The sequence below is a fragment of the Mycobacterium sp. 5-140-3-2 genome, assembly GCF_035666375.1.
GTDB classification, from domain to species: Bacteria; Actinomycetota; Actinomycetes; order Mycobacteriales; family Mycobacteriaceae; genus Mycobacterium; species Mycobacterium intracellulare.
The window spans coordinates 4,457,511-4,474,748 of sequence record NZ_CP142025.1 but is presented as its reverse complement, the minus strand read 5'-3'; the positions used below and the strand labels follow the sequence as shown (position 1 = coordinate 4,474,748).

Genomic DNA, 17,238 nt, shown 5'->3' with positions numbered 1-17,238 from the left:
CGAGGCTAGTTGCCGCGGTTGGAGCGGGATTCGGCCCCACAATTCGGCGCTCGGGGTCAATTGCCGGCCCACAGCGCGGCCACCGACAGCCCGGCCCGCCCCAGCAGGCGCCGCAGCAGCGGCAGGCTCACGCCGATCACGTTCGACGGGTCGCCGTCGATGCCGTCGACGAACCAGCCGCCCAGCCCGTCGAGGGTGAAGCCGCCAGCCACGTGCCACGGTTCGCCGCCGGCCACGTAGGCGCGCAGATCGGTCTCCGTCGGTTCGGCGAAATAGACTGTGGTGCAAGCGGATTCGACCTCGCAATGGGTGATCGCGCCGTCGGACATCCGCAGCAGGCAGTGCCCGGTGTGCAGCCCGCCGGAGCGCCCGCCCATGCGGCGCCACTGGCTCGCCGCGGCGTCGGCCGACCCGGGCTTGCCGCACAGCCGGCCGTCGAGGGAAAGCATCGAATCACAGCCAAGGACAACGCAATCGGCCGCGACGGCGCCGTCCAGCCCGCCGGCGACCTGTTCGGCCTTGGCCCGGGCCAGGGCGCACACCACGTCGGGCGGCTCCGCGCCGGGTCCCAGCGCGGCCGCGACCGCGTCCTCGTCGACGCCGGACACCACGACCAGCGGGTCGACGCCGGCCTGACGCAACACCTTGAGCCGGCCGGCCGAGGCCGACGCCAGCACCAGGCGGGTCAATGCCTCATGTGGGTCATTTGCTGGAACGTGAGCCGCTGGTAGTTCGACATCGCGAACCGCAGCCGGTCGACCGGCAGACCCCAGCGGGTCTCCTCGGGCTGTTCGGGCTCGGGCGCACCGCCGACGCTGCCCAGCACCGCGACCAGCGCGGCCACCTCCTCGACGGTGGGTTCGCCCTTGAGGATCTGGATGTGCGGCTCGTGCGCCTCGGGCGCGGCTTCGGTTGCCGCAGAACCGTTTTCGTCACTCACAGCGGCCGAATTGTTCGTCTCGTTCCCGTCGCTCACTCGACTCACAGCGGAATGTTCCCGTGCTTCTTGGGGGGCAGGTGGGCGATCTTGCGTTCCAGCAGGCGCAGCGCCGTGCCAATGTAGCCGCGGGTGTGCGAGGGCGGGATCACCGCGTCGACGTATCCGCGCTCGGCGGCGACGTACGGGTTGACCAGGGTGTCCTCGTACTCCTGCTGCAGCTGCAGGCGCAGCGCGTCGACGTCCTTGCCCTCCTTGGCCGCCTCGGAAAGCTGCTTGCGGTAGACGAATCCGACGGCGCCGGAGGCCCCCATCACGGCGATCTGCGCCGACGGCCAGGCGATATTGACGTCGCAGCCCATGTCCTTGGAGCCCATGACGCAGTAGGCGCCGCCGTAGGCCTTGCGGGTGATGACGGTGATCTTGGGGACGGTGGCCTCGCCGTAGGCGTACAGCAGCTTGGCGCCGCGCCGGATGATGCCGTTGTACTCCTGGCCGGTGCCCGGCAAAAAGCCCGGCACGTCGACCAGCATGATGATCGGGATGTTGAAGCAGTCGCAGGTCCGCACGAAGCGGGCCGCCTTCTCCGAGGCGTTGATGTCCAGGCAGCCGGCGAACTGCGTCGGCTGGTTGGCCACGATCCCGACCGGGCGGCCGTCGATGCGGCCGAACCCGACGACGATGTTCTGCGCGTAACCCCCCTGGACTTCCAGGAATTCGTCGTCGTCGAGGATGCGGGTGATCACCTCGTGCATGTCGTAGGGCTGGTTGGGCGAGTCCGGGATCAGCGTGTCCAGCTCGAGGTCCTCCTCGGTGAGGTTGTCCTCGATGGCGCCGGGCGGGTGCGGCTCGGCGTAGCGGGGCGGGTCGGTCGCGTTGTTGGGCGGCAGGTAGCTCAGCAGATCGCGGACCCAGTCGAAGGCGTCCTGCTCACCGGAGGCGACGTAGTGCAGCGTGCCCGACTTGGCCATGTGGGTGTGGGCGCCGCCCAGCTCCTCCATGGTGACGTCCTCGCCGGTCACGGTCTTGATGACGTCGGGCCCGGTGATGAACATCTGGCTGGTCTGGTCGACCATGACCACGAAGTCGGTCAGCGCGGGGGAGTAGACGTGCCCACCGGCGGCGGCCCCCATGATCAGCGAGATCTGCGGGATGACGCCGGAGGCCAGGATGTTGTTGCGGAAGATGCGGCTGTAGAGGCCGAGCGAGACGACGCCCTCCTGGATGCGCGCCCCCGCGCCGTCGTTGATGCCGATCAGCGGGCGCCCGGTCTTGATCGCCAGCTCCTGGACCTTGACGATCTTCTCGCCGTACACCTCGCCGAGGCTGCCGCCGAACACCGTGGCGTCCTGGCTGAAGATGCACACGTCGCGCCCGTCGATGGTGCCGTAGCCGGTGATCACGCCGTCGCCGAGCGGGCGGTTGTTCTCCAGGCCGAAGTTCTTGCTCCGGTGCCGGGCCAGCGCGTCGAGCTCGACGAACGAGTCCTCGTCGAGCAGGGCGAGGATGCGCTCGCGGGCGGTCAGCTTGCCCTTGGCGTGCACCTTCTCGACGGCCTCTTCACCCACCGGGTGCAGCGACTCCTCGCGGCGCTTGTGCAGTTCGGCCAGCTTGCCCGCGGTGGTGTGGATGTCGATGGTGTGTTCGGCAGCGGGTTCCGCGGTGTGGTCGGTAACGCTCGTCATGGGAGTCGAGCTTAGCGTGGCTGGTAGCCCGTCCCTTTCATGGGCTTTAAAGGGGTTTGAAGGGCTTTGACGGTAACCTCCGCTGATGAACGCCGATCCGGCGCGCATGTCGCAACTGGGTTCCGATTCCGCCTCTGTGCTGCGGATCATCTCCCACTTCGACCGGCTCCACGAGTCGGCGGCCGACGCCGACACCGTGGTGCGCTGCGCGGCGTTGCTGGCCGAGTGCCCGATCGGCGCGCGGTGGGCGTCGGGCACCGTGATTCGTTACGACGCGACGGGCGGCCTGGAACCGGGCAGGGATGTGCCGCCGCCGGCACCGGCGGACGAGCCGAGCGTGTGGCTGGAGCGCGACGGTCCCGGGCACGCCCTCGATCCGGTGCTGCTCGATCGGTTGGCCCACACGCTGCGCGCGGTGCCGGCGCGCGCCGGGGCGTCGGGCGAGTTGCACATCGGGGACCCGGCGCTGCTCGAAGTCGTGCTGTCCGGCAAGGAGCGCCGGGAGGATCGGGTGCGGGCGGTCCGCCTGCTCGGGCTGGACGAGAAGCGCAACATCTGCGTGCTGGCGGTGTCGGCGCACTCGCCGCCCGAGGCGCTGCGGATCATCGCCCGCCAGCTTCCGGGCTCGTCGGTGCGCTCGACCGCCATCGGGAACGCGACGGCCGTGCTGTGCCAGGGGCCCATCGACACCCGGGCGCTCTCCGACGGGCTGGAGGGCGCGATCACCACCGCGTTCCCGGGACGGCGCACCGAGGGGGCGAACCGGGGTCCCTGGGTCGGCATCGGTGCCAGCGTCGAAGCGCTGGCCGCGGCCACCTCCTGGCAGCAGGCGCTGGGCGCGCTGCGCTTCGCGTCGTCGACCGGTTACGGCAGGCGCGCCGTGGCCTACGAGCGGCTCAGCGCGCTGGAGCTGTTGGCCGACATCCCCCTGGAACGTGTGCGCCGGCAACGAGATGTGTTGCGGATCAACGAGATTGCCGCGACACCTACGGGTGCGCTCGACGTCGACACCGTGGAGGCCTTCCTCGTATTCGGGTCGCTGCGGCGCACGGCCGCCGAACTGCATCTGCATCACAGCACCGTCGCGGCGCGGCTCGCGCATGTGGGGTCGCAGATGGGGTGGGATCTCAACGATCCGATGGACCGGTTCATCGCCACGCTGGTGCTCATGATCCGGCCGATCGCGCTGTCCTCGACCGAACTCGACGAACCGGAACAGGCCTGACCGACGATCGTCGGGCGGATCGGCGAATACGGGCGACGGCTGGCGGATGACCGCGGGCCGGCGGATTCGTGATGATGACCGCATGGCGATCATCGACCCCAACCGGACCTGGGAACCGCTGGAGAGGCGGTTGGCCGAAACCACCAACGAGCGGCACCGGGCGGTGCTGAGCGTGGTGATCGAACATATGAAGGCCGAGGCCGCACCGGATTTGGAGCGGTTGATGGCGACGCTGAGCCCCGATCCCGCCTACCACTTTTGGCACGGGGCCCAGGATGTGGGCGCGAAAACCACCGACGGGGTGCGCAGCTACTACGTCGACTTCCTGGCGACCCGCACCAACATTCTCGAGTTCGAGGTGCAGCGGCTCGTCGTCGACGACGACTGCCTGGTGACCGAGGGTCTGCTCAAGCAGCTCTACCCGGCGGCGGAGCTGACGCGCATCCTCGGGATGCCGGTCGACGACCCCGACGGGGATTACCTGGTGGTGTTCCGGCAGCTGCTGCTGTGGCCAATCGACAAGAGCGGCAAGATCATTGGTGAGGACTCCTACAACCCCGGTGTGGTCAGCGTGACCAAGCTGTCCCGCGACGAGCTGCCGCAGGAGTACCTGGACCTCGTGCACGCGTCGGCCTGAGATGGCCGCCGACATCGCGACGATGCTCCTCGATCGCCTCGGTGACGAACACGTCGGGCTGCGCACCCGCGACCGCGACTGGACGTGGGACGAGGTGGTCCGCGAATCCGCCGCGCGCGCCGCGCTGGCCCGATCGATGCGCCGTGACGGCCCGTTTCACATCGGGGTGCTGCTGGACAACGTGCCCGACTTCGTCTTCTGGCTCGGCGGCGCGGCGCTGGCGGGGGCGACCGTGGTGGGCATCAACCCGACCCGCGGCGCCGCCGAGCTGGCCGAAGAGATCCGGCACACCGATTGCCAGATGATCGTCACCGACGCCGCGGGCGCGGAGCGACTGCGCGGGCTCGGCCTGGAACTGGCGGCGGACCGTTTTCTGCAGGTCGACGACCCCGGCTACCGCGAGCGCGTGGACCCCCTTCGCGGCCAACCCGACGTCGCGCCCGGGGTCGGCCCGGAGTCGTTGTTCCTGCTGCTGTTCACCTCGGGGACGACGGGCGCGTCGAAGGCGGTCAAATGCAGCCAGGGGCGGCTGGCCTTAATCGCGCACACGGCCACCGAGAAGTTCGGGCATGTCCGCGACGACGTCGACTACTGCTGCATGCCGCTGTTCCACGGCAACGCGATCATGGCGCTGTGGGCGCCGGCGCTGGCCAACGGCGCCACGGTGTGCCTGACGCCGGTGTTCTCGGCGTCCCGGTTCCTGCCCGACGTGCGCTACTTCGGCGCGACGTTCTTCACCTACGTGGGCAAGGCGCTCGCCTATCTGATGGCCACACCCGAGCGGCCCGACGACGCCGACAACGCGCTGGTCCGCGGCTTCGGCACTGAGGCGTCACCGGACGACCAGGCGCAGTTCCGGCGCCGCTTCGGCGCGGAGCTGCTGGAGGGCTACGGCTCGAGCGAGGGTGGCGGCGCCGTCGCGCACGCCCCGGACGCACCGCCGGGGGCGCTGGGCCGGCCGGCCCACCCCGGTGTCGCGGTGGTCGATCCGGAGACGCTGACCGACTGCCCGCCCGCGCTCCTCGACGAGCACGGCCGGGTGCTCAACCCCGACGAGGCCGTGGGCGAAATCGTCGACAAGGCCGGCACCCGGACGTTCGAGGGCTACTACAAAAACGACGACGCCGACGCCGAGCGGATCCGCAACGGCTGGTATTGGACCGGCGACCTCGGGTACCGGGACGAGGCGGGGTTCCTGTACTTCGCCGGCCGCCGCGGCGACTGGATCCGGGTCGACGGCGAGAACACGTCCGCGCTGACCATCGAGCGCGTGCTGCGCCGGCACCCGGACGTGGTGGCGGCCGGGGTCTACGCGGTGCCCGATCCGCGCTCGGGCGATCAGGTGATGGCGGCCCTCGAGGTGGCCGATCCCGAGAGTTTCGACGCCGCCGGGTTCGCCGCCTACCTGTCCGCCCAGCAAGATTTGGGCAGCAAGGGCGCTCCCCGGTTCCTGCGGCTGTCGACGAGCCTGCCCGTCACCGGCTCCAACAAGGTGCTCAAGCGCGTGCTGCAACGACAGCGCTGGCATACCGACGAACCGGTGTATCGGTGGGCCGGGCGGGGAGCGCCCGCGTACCACCGGATGAGCGCCGACGAAAAGCGCTCGCTCGACGCGGAATTCGCGTCGCACGGCCGGCAGCGCTACCTGTGAACGCGGCGAGGTAGTCTCCGCTGATGGACGCCCGCCTCTTGGGACCCGCGGACTGGACGGCCGAATGCGACGTACTGGTCGCGGGATCGGGCGGCGGCGGCGTGACCGGCGCGTACACCGCGGCGCGCGAAGGCCTCAACGTGCTCCTGGTCGAGGCCACCGCGAAATTCGGTGGCACCACGGCGTATTCCGGCGGTGGCGGCGTGTGGTTCCCGTGCAATCCGGTGCTGCTGCGCGCCGGCACCGACGACACCATCGAGGACGCGCTCACCTACTACCGCGCCGTGGTCGGCGATCGCACCCCGCGCGAGCTGCAGGAAACCTACGTCCGCGGCGGCGCGCCGCTGATCGAGTACCTGGAGGCCGACCCGAACCTGAAGTTCGTGCCGCTGCCGTGGCCCGACTACTACGGCAAGGCGCCCAAGGCGCGCCTCGACGGCCAGCGCCACATCGCGGCCAAGCCGCTGGCGGTGGCCGCCGCCCCCGAGTTCCGCGACGCGATCCGCGGGCCGCTGGACACCGACCGGCTCGGCGCCGAACCGCCGTCGGACTACTACGTCGGGGGCCGCGCGCTGATCGCCCGCTTCCTCAAGGCCATCGGCGAGTACCCGGGCGCGTCGCTGCAGCGCGACACCGCGCTGGTCGACCTCGTGGTAGACGACGGCCGGGTCACCGGCGCGATCGTCGAGACCGGCGGGCAGCGCCGCGCCGTCCGCACCCGCCGGGGCGTGCTGCTGGCCGCCGGCGGCTTCGAGGGCAACGACGAGCTGCGGCGGAAGTACGGGGTGCCGGGCAGCGCGCGAGACACCATGGGGGGCCCGGGAAGTCGCGGTCTGGCGCTGCAGGCCGGCATCGCCGCGGGCGCGGACACCGACCTGCTGGACCAGGCCTGGTGGTCGCCGGGCATGACCCATCCCGACGGCCGGTCCGCCTTCGCGCTGTGGTTCACCGGCGGCATCTTCGTCAACCAGGACGGCGACCGGTTCGTCAACGAGTCCCGGGCCTACGACCGGGCCGGCCGCGAGATCATCGCGCAACTGCAGGACGGCTCAATCACGTTGCCGTACTGGATGATCTACGACGACTCCGAGGGCGAGGTGCCGCCGGTCAAGGCGGCCAACGTCTCCATCGTCGAGACCGAGAAGTACGTCGCCGCCGGCCTGTGGCACTCCGCGGACACCCTCGAGGAGCTGGCCGCCAAGATCGGGGTTCCGGGCGAGCGGCTCGCGGCAACGGTGAAGCGGTTCAACGGTTTTGCCGCCTCCGGCGTCGACGAGGACTTCGGCCGCGGCGACGAGGCGTTCGATCGCGCGTTCTCGGCGGGCGCCTCGCCGCTGGTGCCCATCGACTCGCCGCCCTATCACGCCGCCGCGTTCGGCATCTCGGACCTGGGCACCAAAGGCGGCCTGCGCACCGACGCCGCGGCGCGGGTGCTCGACACGTCCGGCCACCCGATTCCGGGCCTGTACGCGGCGGGCAACACGATGGCCGCGCCCAGCGGCACCGCGTATCCCGGTGGGGGCAACCCGATCGGAACCAGCATGCTGTTCAGCCACCTGGCCGTCCTGGACATGCGCGACCGTCGGTCCTGAGTTCTAGGCTGGGTCCGGTGACAGACCGAGATCAACTTCGAGCACCACTGGACGCCGCCGCGCTGCGCGCCGAGTTGATCGGCACCGGGCTGGGCTGGCGTCAGCTCGACGTCGTCGAGCAGACCGGATCCACCAACGCCGACCTGCTGGCGCGGGCGGCGTCGGGCGCCGACGTCGCCGGCGCCGTGCTGATCGCCGAGCACCAGACCGCCGGCCGCGGGCGGCACGGCCGCGGCTGGTCGGCCACCCCGCGCGCCCAGATCACCATGTCGGTCGGCGTCAGCGTCGTCGACGTCCCCAGCACCGGGTGGGGCTGGCTGCCGCTGGCCACCGGGGTGGCGGTCGTTGACACCGTCGCGCCGCTGCTGGAAGGGTCCGCGGCCCGGGTGGGGCTCAAGTGGCCCAACGACGTGCTGGCCGGGCCGGGCGATTCGCCGGGCAAGCTGGCCGGGATTCTCGCCGAGGTGGCCAAGCCGGTGGTGGTTATCGGCTTGGGGCTCAACGTGACTCAGTCCGCCGAGGAGATCGACGGCCCCGGCGCGACGTCGCTGCTCGATCTCGGCGTGGCCGAACCCGACCGCACGCGGTTGGTGTCGGACCTGCTGCGGGAGCTGGGGCGGCGGATCGTGGCCTGGCGCGCCGCGCGCGGCGCCGACTGGGCGCTGGCCGCCGACTACCGGGCGCGCAGCCTGACCCTCGGCAACCGGGTGCGCGCGCACCTGCCCGGCGGCAAGCAGATCGACGGCACCGCGACCGCCATCGACGATCAGGGCCGGTTGTGCCTGGACAGTGGCGGGCAGACCGCCGTCGTCGCGGCCGGCGATGTGGTGCATTTGCGCTAGTTAGTCGCGCCGCGCGGCTAAGGTCGGCGGGCATGGGCTATCCGGACAACGTGCTGGCCGCCGGCGAGCACGTCATCGTGCATCGGCACCCGCACTGGAAGCGGTTGATCTGGCCGGTGCTGGTTCTCATCGTGGTGACCGGGCTGGCGGCGTTCGGCTCGGGATACCTCAACTCGACGCACTGGGAGCAGCTCGCCAAGAACATCATCCACGGCGTCATCTGGGGGATCTGGCTGGTGATCGTCGGGTGGCTGACGTTGTGGCCCTTCGGAAGCTGGCTGACGACCCATTTCGTGGTGACGAACCGGCGGGTGATGTTCCGGCACGGGGTGTTGACGCGCACCGGGATCGACATCCCGCTGGCCCGGATCAACAGCGTGGAATTCCGCGACCGGATCACCGAGCGAATGTTTCGCACCGGGACGCTGATCATCGAATCGGCGTCACAGGATCCGTTGGAGTTCTACGACATTCCGCGGCTGCGCGAGGTGCACGCGCTGCTGTATCACGAAGTCTTCGACACCCTCGGTTCCGAGGAATCGCCGAGCTGACCCAGGCGGCCGGCCCGATTGCGCCAGGCGCGCAGCAGGGTGACGTTTCCGCCCTCGATCTCGTCTTCGAAGATCTCGGCAATACCGCCGGCGGTGAGGGCGGATTCCAGGGCCTTGTCGGGGGTGCGGGCAAACTGGTCCGGAAATACCCAACGGCGGAACGCCCAGAAGCGGAACGCCATCTGCAGCAGGTTTCCGATGATGTAGGCCGAGATGAAGTCGGCGAGGTTTTCCACCGCCAGCGACACCGTCGGCACGCGCAGTTGCAGCACGTAGCTGGAGAACCACAGCGGCGCCATGGACAGCAGCACCCCCACGCCGCTGAACGCGAAGAACAGCAGGGCCTCGTGGTGGCGCTCGCGGCCGCCGCGGTTGCGGAAGCTCCATTCCCGGTTCAGCACGTAGGAGGCGATGACCGCCACGATCCCGGCGATCACCTTCGCGGTGACCGGTTTGGGTTCAAGAATTGTCAGCTTGAGCGTGTAGAAAATCGCCGAGTCGATGACGAACGTGGTGCCGCCGACAATGGCGAATTTGATCAGTTCGTGGTGGCGTAGCAAATAGGGCTGCAAAACCCTTGGCAGACGCGCGATCGTGGCTTCGGCGAAGGACACAACACGTCAGTGTACGGACGGACACAAATTCGACGCAAAATCGTACATAACAATTCAGTGTCAGCGCCGGTCACACGCCTTGGCGGCGGTGTGCGCGGCCGTGACACGATGATGGCCGTGCCGAGTACACGCCCCCCGGGCGCAGCCCCCCTCGAAACGCGCCCCCCGGCCGCCCGAGCCGTTCCCCGGGTCATCCCCGTGGTCGCGATGGTCGGAGGCGGTCAGCTCGCCCGGATGACCCACCAGGCGGCGATCGCCCTTGGGCAGACGCTGCGGGTGCTGGCCACCGACGCCGACGAATCGGCCGCGCTGGTCGCCCCCGACGTGGTGATCGGTTCGCACACCGATCTCGAGGACCTGCGCCGGGTGGCCGAGGGTGCCGACGTGCTGACGTTCGACCACGAGCACGTGCCGACCGAACTGCTGGACAAGCTCGTCGCCGAGGGCATCAACGTGGCGCCACCGCCGCAGGCGCTGGTGCACGCGCAGGACAAGCTCGTGATGCGGCGGCGGTTGGAGGCCCTCGGCGTGCCGGTGCCCCGCTACGCCGAGATCCGCAGCGTCGACGAACTCGACGAGTTCGCGCGGGGGATCGCCGGGCCCGTGGTGGTCAAGGCGATCCGCGGCGGTTACGACGGGCGTGGGGTGCGGATGGCCCGCGACCCGGTGCACGCCCGCGAGATCGCGGCCGCCTTCCTGGCCGACGGCGTGCCGGTGATGGCCGAGGAGCAGGTGAACCTGCGCCGCGAGCTCTCCGCGCTGGTGGCCCGGTCGCCGTTCGGGCAGGGGGCGGCGTGGCCGGTCGTCGAGACCGTGCAGCGCGACGGGATCTGCGTGCAGGTGATCGCCCCCGCGCCGGACCTGCCCGGCGACGTCTCCGCCGAGGCGCAGCGGCTGGCGTTGCGGCTCGCCGGCGAACTCGGGGTGGTCGGCGTGCTCGCGGTCGAGCTGTTCGAGACCGGTGACGGGTCGCTGCTCGTCAACGAGCTGGCGATGCGGCCGCACAACTCGGGGCACTGGACCATGGACGGGTCGCGCACCAGCCAGTTCGAGCAGCATCTGCGCGCGGTGCTCGACTACCCGCTCGGCGACACCGACGCGCTGGCGCCGGTGACCGTGATGGCCAACGTGCTGGGCGCCGCGACGCCCCCGCAGATGAGCGTCGACGAGCGGCTGCACCACCTGTTCGCGCGGATGCCCGACGCGCGGGTGCACCTGTACGGCAAGCAGGAGCGCCCCGGCCGCAAGGTCGGCCACATCAACTTCGTCGGCCTGGACCCGGCCCGCGAAAGCGTGGCGAAGCTGCGGGAACGCGCCCACCTGGCGGCACACTGGTTGTCACACGGGCAGTGGACGGACGGATGGGATCCACACGCCGGCGACGATGCGGAGCGCAGTCGATGAGGAGGAGCGGCGCAAATGACCATGACCATGAGTGAGCAGGAGGCTCGCGTCGGCGTGATCATGGGCAGCGACAGCGACTGGTCGGTGATGCAGGACGCCGCGGCGGCGCTGGCCGAGTTCGACGTGCCGGCCGAGGTCCGGGTCGTCTCGGCGCACCGCACCCCGCAGGTGATGTTCGACTACGCCCGCGACGCGGCCGGGCGCGGCATCGAGGTGATCATCGCCGGCGCCGGCGGGGCGGCGCACCTGCCCGGCATGGTCGCGTCCGCGACGCCGCTGCCGGTGATCGGCGTGCCGGTGCCGCTCGCGCGGCTCGACGGCCTGGACTCGTTGCTGTCGATCGTGCAGATGCCCGCCGGTGTCCCGGTGGCCACGGTCTCCATCGGCGGCGCCCGCAACGCCGGCCTGCTCGCCGTGCGCATCCTCGGATCGTCGGACCCGGCGCTGCGTGCCCGGATCGTCGACTTCCAGCAGCAGCTGGCCGAGACCGTGCGGGCCAAGGATGAGGCGCTGCAGCAGCGCCGGGGTAAAGTTACCGACTAGTAGCTTGGCGACGAGGCGCGCCGCGCCCGCGCAGGAGTCGGGCGGTTCGGCAGGGCGCCACAGGAGAGCGTAGGAGGCTCGAGATGGCTGGATGGGCCGGAAATCCCACCTTTGATCTGTTCCAGTTGCCCGAGGAACACACCGAATTGCGGGCGGCGATCCGCGCGCTGGCGGAAAAGGAAATCGCCCCGCACGCCGCCGACGTCGACGAGAACTCGCGCTTCCCGCAGGAGGCGCTGGAGGCCCTGAACGCGTCGGGCTTCAACGCCGTGCACGTGCCCGAGGAGTACGGCGGGCAGGGCGCCGACTCGGTGGCCGCGTGCATCGTCATCGAAGAGGTCGCCCGCGTCGACGCCTCGGCGTCACTGATTCCCGCGGTCAACAAGCTCGGGACGATGGGGCTGATCCTGCGCGGCTCCGACGAGCTGAAAAAGCAGGTGCTGCCCTCGATCGCGGACGGCTCGGCGATGGCGTCCTACGCGCTGTCCGAGCGCGAGGCCGGCAGCGACGCCGGATCGATGCGGACCCGGGCCAAGGCCGACGGGGACGACTGGATCCTCAACGGCGCCAAATGCTGGATCACCAACGGCGGCAAGTCCAGCTGGTACACGGTGATGGCGGTGACCGATCCGGACAAAGGCGCCAATGGGATTTCGTCGTTCATGGTGCACAAGGACGACGAGGGATTCAGCGTCGGGCCCAAGGAAAAGAAGCTGGGTATCAAGGGTTCGCCGACCACCGAGCTGTACTTCGAGAACTGCCGGATCCCCGGCGACCGGATCATCGGCGAGCCGGGCACCGGGTTCAAGACGGCGCTGGCGACGCTGGACCACACCCGGCCCACCATCGGCGCGCAGGCGGTCGGCATCGCCCAGGGCGCGCTGGACGCGGCCATCGCCTACACCAAGGACCGCAAGCAGTTCGGCCGCCCGGTCAGCGACAACCAGGGCGTGCAGTTCATGCTCGCCGACATGGCGATGAAGGTGGAGTCCGCCCGGCTGATGGTGTACCACGCCGCCGCCCGCGCCGAGCGCGGCGAATCGCACCTGGGCTTCATCTCGGCGGCGTCGAAGTGCCTGGCGTCCGACGTCGCGATGGAGGTCACCACGGACGCGGTGCAGCTCTTCGGCGGCGCCGGCTACACCGTCGATTTCCCCGTCGAGCGGATGATGCGTGACGCCAAGATCACCCAGATCTACGAGGGCACCAATCAGATTCAGCGCGTGGTGATGTCGCGGGCGCTGCTGCGCTGATTCGTTCCGCGGGTCCGTTGGGAAAACCCCGCCCGCACCGCATAGGATCTCCACGGCGCGTGAAGTCCAAGCCGACGGTCGGTAAACAGGCACCGGCAATCCCGTCCGACCACCGCCAACGAGCAAGGGTCTTATCGCGGCCAGGGGGTCTGCAAATGCAGAACGTGACTTCCCACACCCGTCCACAGATGGCCGGGAATTGATTCCGGCACGTGCTCCGGTCACGCCGACGGCGAGTTGGCAATCCTTGTCGTTGCTCTTGGTCGAGGACGACCGCGCCGACGCGGTGCTCGTGGAAGACCTGATCTCCGACGCGGCCGCCGACATCCGGGTGGTGTGGGCCAAGTCGATGGCGGACGCCGAACGCGAGCTGGAATCCGCCCGCCCCGATTGCGTGCTGCTGGATCTGCACCTGCCCGACGCCAGCGGGATCGACGCGTTGGACCGCGTGGCCAAGCTGGACGCCACCGTGCCGATCGTCGTGCTGACCGGGCTCAACGACGAGTATTTCGGGGCGTCGGCAGTCGCCGCCGGCGCCCAGGACTACCTGGTCAAGGGCCGCGTCGAGCCGGAAATGCTGCGTCGCGCGCTGCTGTACGCGATCGAGCGCAAGCGCGCCGAGCTGATCGCCGCCGACCTGCACGCGACCCAGCTGCGGGCCCGGGAGAACGCGCTGCTGGAACGCGGACTGCTGCCCTCCCCGCTGCTGCTGGACGACCCGGGCGTCGACATCGTCGCCCGCTACCGCCCCAGCCGCGAAGGCGCTTTGCTCTGTGGCGACTTCTACGACGTCGTCCAGACGCCCGACCGGATCGTGCACGTCCTGATCGGCGACGTCGCCGGGCACGGCCCGCACGAGGCGGCCCTGGGCGCGGCGCTGCGGATCGCGTTTCGCACGCTCACCTTCGCCGGCGTGCACGGCGTCGACCTGATGCGCCAGCTCGAGCGGGTGCTGTATTCGGAACGCACCGGCACCGGCATCTTCGCGACCGTGCTCAGCCTCGAGATCTGCCCGGAGCGCCCGGAGGTCAGCGTCATCCGCGCCGGGCATCCGGGGATGTTGCTGCAGGGCGGCGGCGCGGTCCAGTGGGTGGAGCCGCCGGGCGGCCCGGCGCTGGGCCTGCGCGCCGACGGCTGGCCGCGCCACGAGCTGGAGGTGCCCGCCGGCCACGGCCTGCTGTTGCTGACCGACGGTCTCTACGAAGGCTATTCGGGGCAGGGGACCGAGCGGCTCGGCGAGGACGGCCTGCTCGAGCTTGCCCGCTCGCACGCCAACCGACCCGGCCCGGCATTCGTCGACGCCCTCATCGACGGCGCCCAGGAACTCGCCGAGCCGCGCGGCGGCCTCACCGACGACATCGCCGTGCTCCGCATCGAGAGGACCACCACGTGACGGCACCGGCTCCGCTTCGGCTCGCGCAGCTCACCGTGCGGGGGTGGCTGGCCCTCGTCCTGTGGATCATGGGTGCGACGGTGCTCCTCGGCGCGGTCGTCGGCGGGGTGCTACTGGACCGCACCGACCAGGTGTCGCGCCAGGTGGGCGAGGACATCCAGCCGGCGCGCGTCGCCGCGACCCATTTGCAGGCGGCCCTGCGGGACCAGGAAACGGGCGTGCGCGGTTACCTGATCACCGCCGACCGGCAGTTCCTCGCGCCGTATTACGACGGGCAACGCGCCGAACGGGCCGCCGCCGACGAGATTCGCCGGCTGGTCGGCGGGCGCGCGGAGCTGATCGCCGACCTGGAGGCGGTCGAAACCGCCGCCGCGGACTGGCGCACCAGCTACGCCGAACCCGTCATCGCGGCCGTGACCCCCAAGGTTCCCAGCGTCGTCAGCACCTCGATGGCCGACCTCGGCAAAGCCAAATTCGACCGTCTGCGAGTGCTTTTCGACACGCAGAACACGCACCTGGCCGACGCGGCGGCCAGCGCCGTCGACGAGCTCAACGACATCAACGGCTGGCGCGACTGGGTGCTGGGCGCGATGGTGCTGATCGTTTTGGGCGCGGCCGCGCTGTTGGGGTTGCTGAGTCGCGCGGCGATCACCCGGCCGATCGCGAGCCTGGCCGCGGCCTGCCGCCGGATCACCCAGGGCAACTTCGACGAAGTGATCTCGGCGCCCAAGCGGCCCAAGGACATTCGCAACATGGCCATCGACGTCGAGAATATGCGCAAGCGCATGGTCGAAGAGCTCGACGTGTCCCGTTCGGCCCAAACCCTGCTCGATGAGCAGACCGCCGAATTGCGCCGGTCCAACACCGAACTCGAGCAGTTCGCCTATGTCGCCTCGCACGATCTGCAGGAGCCGCTGCGCAAGGTGGCCTCCTTCTGTCAGCTGCTCGAGAAACGGTACGCCGACAAGCTCGACGAACGCGGCATCGAATACATCGGGTTCGCGGTCGACGGCGCCAAACGCATGCAGGCGCTGATCAACGACCTGCTCACCTTCTCCCGGGTCGGCCGGCTGGGCACCACGGAGACCGAGGTGCAGCTCGACGCGACGCTCGACGCCGGCCTGGCCAACCTGGCCGTCGCGATCGAGGAGACCGAAGCCCAGATCGTGCGCCCGACGGAGCCGCTGCCGGAGATCGTGGGGGATCCGACGCTGCTGACGATGCTGTGGCAGAACCTGATCGGCAACGCGATCAAGTTCCGGCACAAGGATCGCCCGCCCCGCGTCGTCATCGAATGCGCACCCGGCGAGGGCACCCACGACGGCGAATGGTTGTTCAGCGTGTCGGACAACGGCATCGGCATTCCGGAGGAATTCTCCGACAAGGTCTTCGTCATCTTCCAGCGGCTGCACGGCCGGGAGGTGTACGCGGGAACCGGCGTGGGTCTCGCGTTGGTCAAGAAGATCGTCGAGCACCACGGCGGCACCGTGCGGATCGACACGTCCTACACCGAGGGGACGCGATTCGAATTCACGTTGCCCATGCCCGGGCGCGTCGAGGAAGAGGACTCAGTCGCTTTGGAAGGAGCGCATCAGTGACACCCGAAGGAAGAGCGATCGACATCCTGCTGGTCGAAGACGACCCGGGGGACGAGCTGATCACGCGAGAAGCGTTCGAGCACAACAAACTCAAGAACCGGCTGCACGTCGCGCACGACGGGGAGGAGGGACTCAACTACCTGTACCGGCGCGGCGAGTTCGCCGACGCGCCGCGGCCCGACCTGATCCTGCTGGATTTGAACCTGCCCAAATACGACGGCCGCCAGCTTTTGGAGAAGATCAAGTCCGACCCCGAGCTGGCCCAGATCCCGGTCGTCGTGCTGACCACCTCCTCGGCCGAGGAGGACATCCTCAAGAGCTACAAGCTGCACGCCAACGCCTACGTCACCAAACCCGTCGACCTGGACCAGTTCATGAAGGCGGTCCGGCAGATCGACGAGTTCTTCGTTCAGGTGGTGCGGCTGCCGACCGCCTGAACGAGGCTGTGGCGCAACCGAATCGGGCTACCCGGATTCCGAGTGCCGCCGCGCGAACCAGGTGATCATCCGCCCGAGGATGATCAGCAGGAACACGAACACGATCAGCAGGAACGCGGCATCGTAGGACAGGTCGCGGGCCGCCTTCGACGGCAGGTTGTAGAACGTCCAGATCGGGTAGGTCAGGTAGCCCACCGGTGAGTCGGTGAGCTTGCCGGTCGGGGCCGAGTTCGACCAGCCCGCCGTGTACAGCATCGGCGCCGTCTCGCCCACCGCCAGCGCGAGCGCCACCAGCAGCCCGGTGACGATGCCGGGGATCGCCGACTTGAGCACGATCTTGCGCAGGGTCCAGCCGAGCGGCAACCCGAGCGCTTCGGCCCCCTCCCGGTAGGCCGTGGGTACCTGCGCCAGCGCGGACTCGGTGGCCTTGGCGATGTACGGAATGCTCATCGCCGAGAGCGTCAGCACCCCGGCCGCCAGGGAGAAGCCCCAGTGGAATTTCACCACCAGGGCCAGGTAGCCGACGTAGCCGAGCACGATCGACGGGATGCCGGACAGGATCTCGTAGGCGCCGCGCAGGATGGAACGCGTTCTGCCGCCGGCGAATTCGGAGAGATAGATCCCGGTCAGCACGCTGACGGTGCCCCCGACCAGCATGACGCCGACGCCGATGACCACGGTGCCGATGATGGCGTTGCGCAGCCCGCCGCCGTTGCCGCGGGTGTTCTCGGTGAGCACGCTCCATTTGAAGACCGGCAGGGCGCGCCCGACGACCTCGACCAGCATCCACAGCGTCGGCACGACCACCACCGCCAGGCAGCACACGCAGCCGATCCAGAACAGCGCGTTGACGATCTTGCGTCGGGTACCGACCAT

General features: G+C 69.7%; 17 protein-coding genes. 12 read left to right on the top strand and 5 right to left on the bottom strand.

Annotated elements, in window-relative coordinates:
- Nucleotides 1-56: 56 nt before the first annotated feature.
- From P6281_RS20855 to P6281_RS20845, 3 genes are read right to left on the bottom strand one after another with little or no spacing between them, the layout of a single operon-like run.
- The gene (locus tag P6281_RS20855) at nucleotides 57-689 is read right to left on the bottom strand and encodes a Maf family protein (RefSeq protein ID WP_014380992.1); all 633 of its coding nucleotides are present in this window, start codon (nucleotides 687-689) and stop codon (nucleotides 57-59) included.
- A complete protein-coding gene (locus tag P6281_RS20850; RefSeq protein ID WP_014380991.1) occupies nucleotides 686-976 on the bottom strand; it encodes an acyl-CoA carboxylase subunit epsilon in 291 nt (96 codons plus the stop codon). The genes P6281_RS20855 and P6281_RS20850 overlap by 4 nt, the downstream gene beginning before the upstream one ends.
- 5 nt (nucleotides 977-981) lie before the next feature.
- Nucleotides 982-2,622 (bottom strand): acyl-CoA carboxylase subunit beta, encoded by a 1,641-nt coding sequence (locus tag P6281_RS20845; RefSeq protein WP_008259921.1) that lies wholly within the window; start codon nucleotides 2,620-2,622, stop codon nucleotides 982-984.
- A gap of 85 nt (nucleotides 2,623-2,707) precedes the next feature.
- Here P6281_RS20845 and P6281_RS20840 point away from each other — a divergent pair, with 85 nt between their 5' ends.
- Genes P6281_RS20840 through P6281_RS20815 form a run of 6 tightly spaced genes read left to right on the top strand, consistent with a single transcriptional unit; the run spans nucleotide 2,708 to nucleotide 9,120 of the window.
- The gene (locus P6281_RS20840; RefSeq protein WP_324738508.1) at nucleotides 2,708-3,847 is read left to right on the top strand and encodes a PucR family transcriptional regulator; all 1,140 of its coding nucleotides are present in this window, start codon (nucleotides 2,708-2,710) and stop codon (nucleotides 3,845-3,847) included.
- Nucleotides 3,848-3,893: 46 nt separating this feature from the next.
- Nucleotides 3,894-4,484 carry a nuclear transport factor 2 family protein gene (locus P6281_RS20835; RefSeq protein ID WP_014380989.1) on the top strand — a complete coding sequence of 197 codons (591 nt, stop codon included), beginning with the start codon at nucleotides 3,894-3,896 and terminating at the stop codon, nucleotides 4,482-4,484.
- A 1-nt stretch (nucleotide 4,485) separates the two neighbouring features.
- Nucleotides 4,486-6,135, top strand: a complete 1,650-nt coding sequence (locus tag P6281_RS20830; protein WP_014942821.1) for an AMP-binding protein — start codon at nucleotides 4,486-4,488, stop codon at nucleotides 6,133-6,135.
- Between the two features lie 23 nt (nucleotides 6,136-6,158).
- Complete coding sequence (locus tag P6281_RS20825) at nucleotides 6,159-7,727, top strand: FAD-binding protein (protein WP_201409347.1); 1,569 nt, start codon at nucleotides 6,159-6,161, stop codon at nucleotides 7,725-7,727.
- A 17-nt stretch (nucleotides 7,728-7,744) separates the two neighbouring features.
- Nucleotides 7,745-8,569 (top strand): biotin--[acetyl-CoA-carboxylase] ligase, encoded by an 825-nt coding sequence (locus tag P6281_RS20820; protein WP_014385695.1) that lies wholly within the window; start codon nucleotides 7,745-7,747, stop codon nucleotides 8,567-8,569.
- Between the two features lie 32 nt (nucleotides 8,570-8,601).
- On the top strand, nucleotides 8,602-9,120 hold the full coding sequence (locus tag P6281_RS20815) for a PH domain-containing protein (protein ID WP_008259908.1): 519 nt from the start codon (nucleotides 8,602-8,604) through the stop codon (nucleotides 9,118-9,120).
- Here P6281_RS20815 and P6281_RS20810 read toward each other — a convergent pair.
- Nucleotides 9,075-9,734: a GtrA family protein gene (locus P6281_RS20810; RefSeq protein ID WP_008259906.1), complete on the bottom strand. Its 660-nt coding sequence runs from the start codon at nucleotides 9,732-9,734 to the stop codon at nucleotides 9,075-9,077. The genes P6281_RS20815 and P6281_RS20810 overlap by 46 nt on opposite strands.
- Before the next feature lie 108 nt (nucleotides 9,735-9,842).
- On the opposite strand from P6281_RS20810, the gene P6281_RS20805 reads away from it, so the two are divergent.
- From P6281_RS20805 to P6281_RS20780, 6 genes are all read left to right on the top strand, one after another.
- Nucleotides 9,843-11,138, top strand: coding sequence for a 5-(carboxyamino)imidazole ribonucleotide synthase (locus tag P6281_RS20805; RefSeq protein WP_083863051.1), 1,296 nt, complete (start codon nucleotides 9,843-9,845; stop codon nucleotides 11,136-11,138).
- A gap of 27 nt (nucleotides 11,139-11,165) precedes the next feature.
- Nucleotides 11,166-11,681, top strand: a complete 516-nt coding sequence (gene purE, locus P6281_RS20800) for a 5-(carboxyamino)imidazole ribonucleotide mutase (RefSeq protein WP_026071222.1) — start codon at nucleotides 11,166-11,168, stop codon at nucleotides 11,679-11,681.
- A gap of 83 nt (nucleotides 11,682-11,764) precedes the next feature.
- Entirely contained in the window at nucleotides 11,765-12,934 is a 1,170-nt protein-coding gene (locus P6281_RS20795) for an acyl-CoA dehydrogenase (protein WP_009953234.1), read from the top strand.
- 247 nt (nucleotides 12,935-13,181) lie between these two features.
- Entirely contained in the window at nucleotides 13,182-14,327 is a 1,146-nt protein-coding gene (locus tag P6281_RS20790) for a PP2C family protein-serine/threonine phosphatase (protein WP_014380982.1), read from the top strand.
- Complete coding sequence (locus P6281_RS20785; protein ID WP_014385693.1) at nucleotides 14,324-15,925, top strand: sensor histidine kinase; 1,602 nt, start codon at nucleotides 14,324-14,326, stop codon at nucleotides 15,923-15,925. Before P6281_RS20790 ends, P6281_RS20785 begins: the two co-directional genes overlap by 4 nt.
- A complete protein-coding gene (locus P6281_RS20780; RefSeq protein WP_009953231.1) occupies nucleotides 15,922-16,362 on the top strand; it encodes a response regulator in 441 nt (146 codons plus the stop codon). The genes P6281_RS20785 and P6281_RS20780 overlap by 4 nt, the downstream gene beginning before the upstream one ends.
- Nucleotides 16,363-16,389: 27 nt before the next feature.
- Here the strand turns inward: P6281_RS20780 and pstA are convergent, their stop codons facing one another.
- Nucleotides 16,390-17,238, bottom strand: coding sequence for a phosphate ABC transporter permease PstA (gene pstA, locus P6281_RS20775; RefSeq protein WP_014385692.1), 849 nt, complete (start codon nucleotides 17,236-17,238; stop codon nucleotides 16,390-16,392).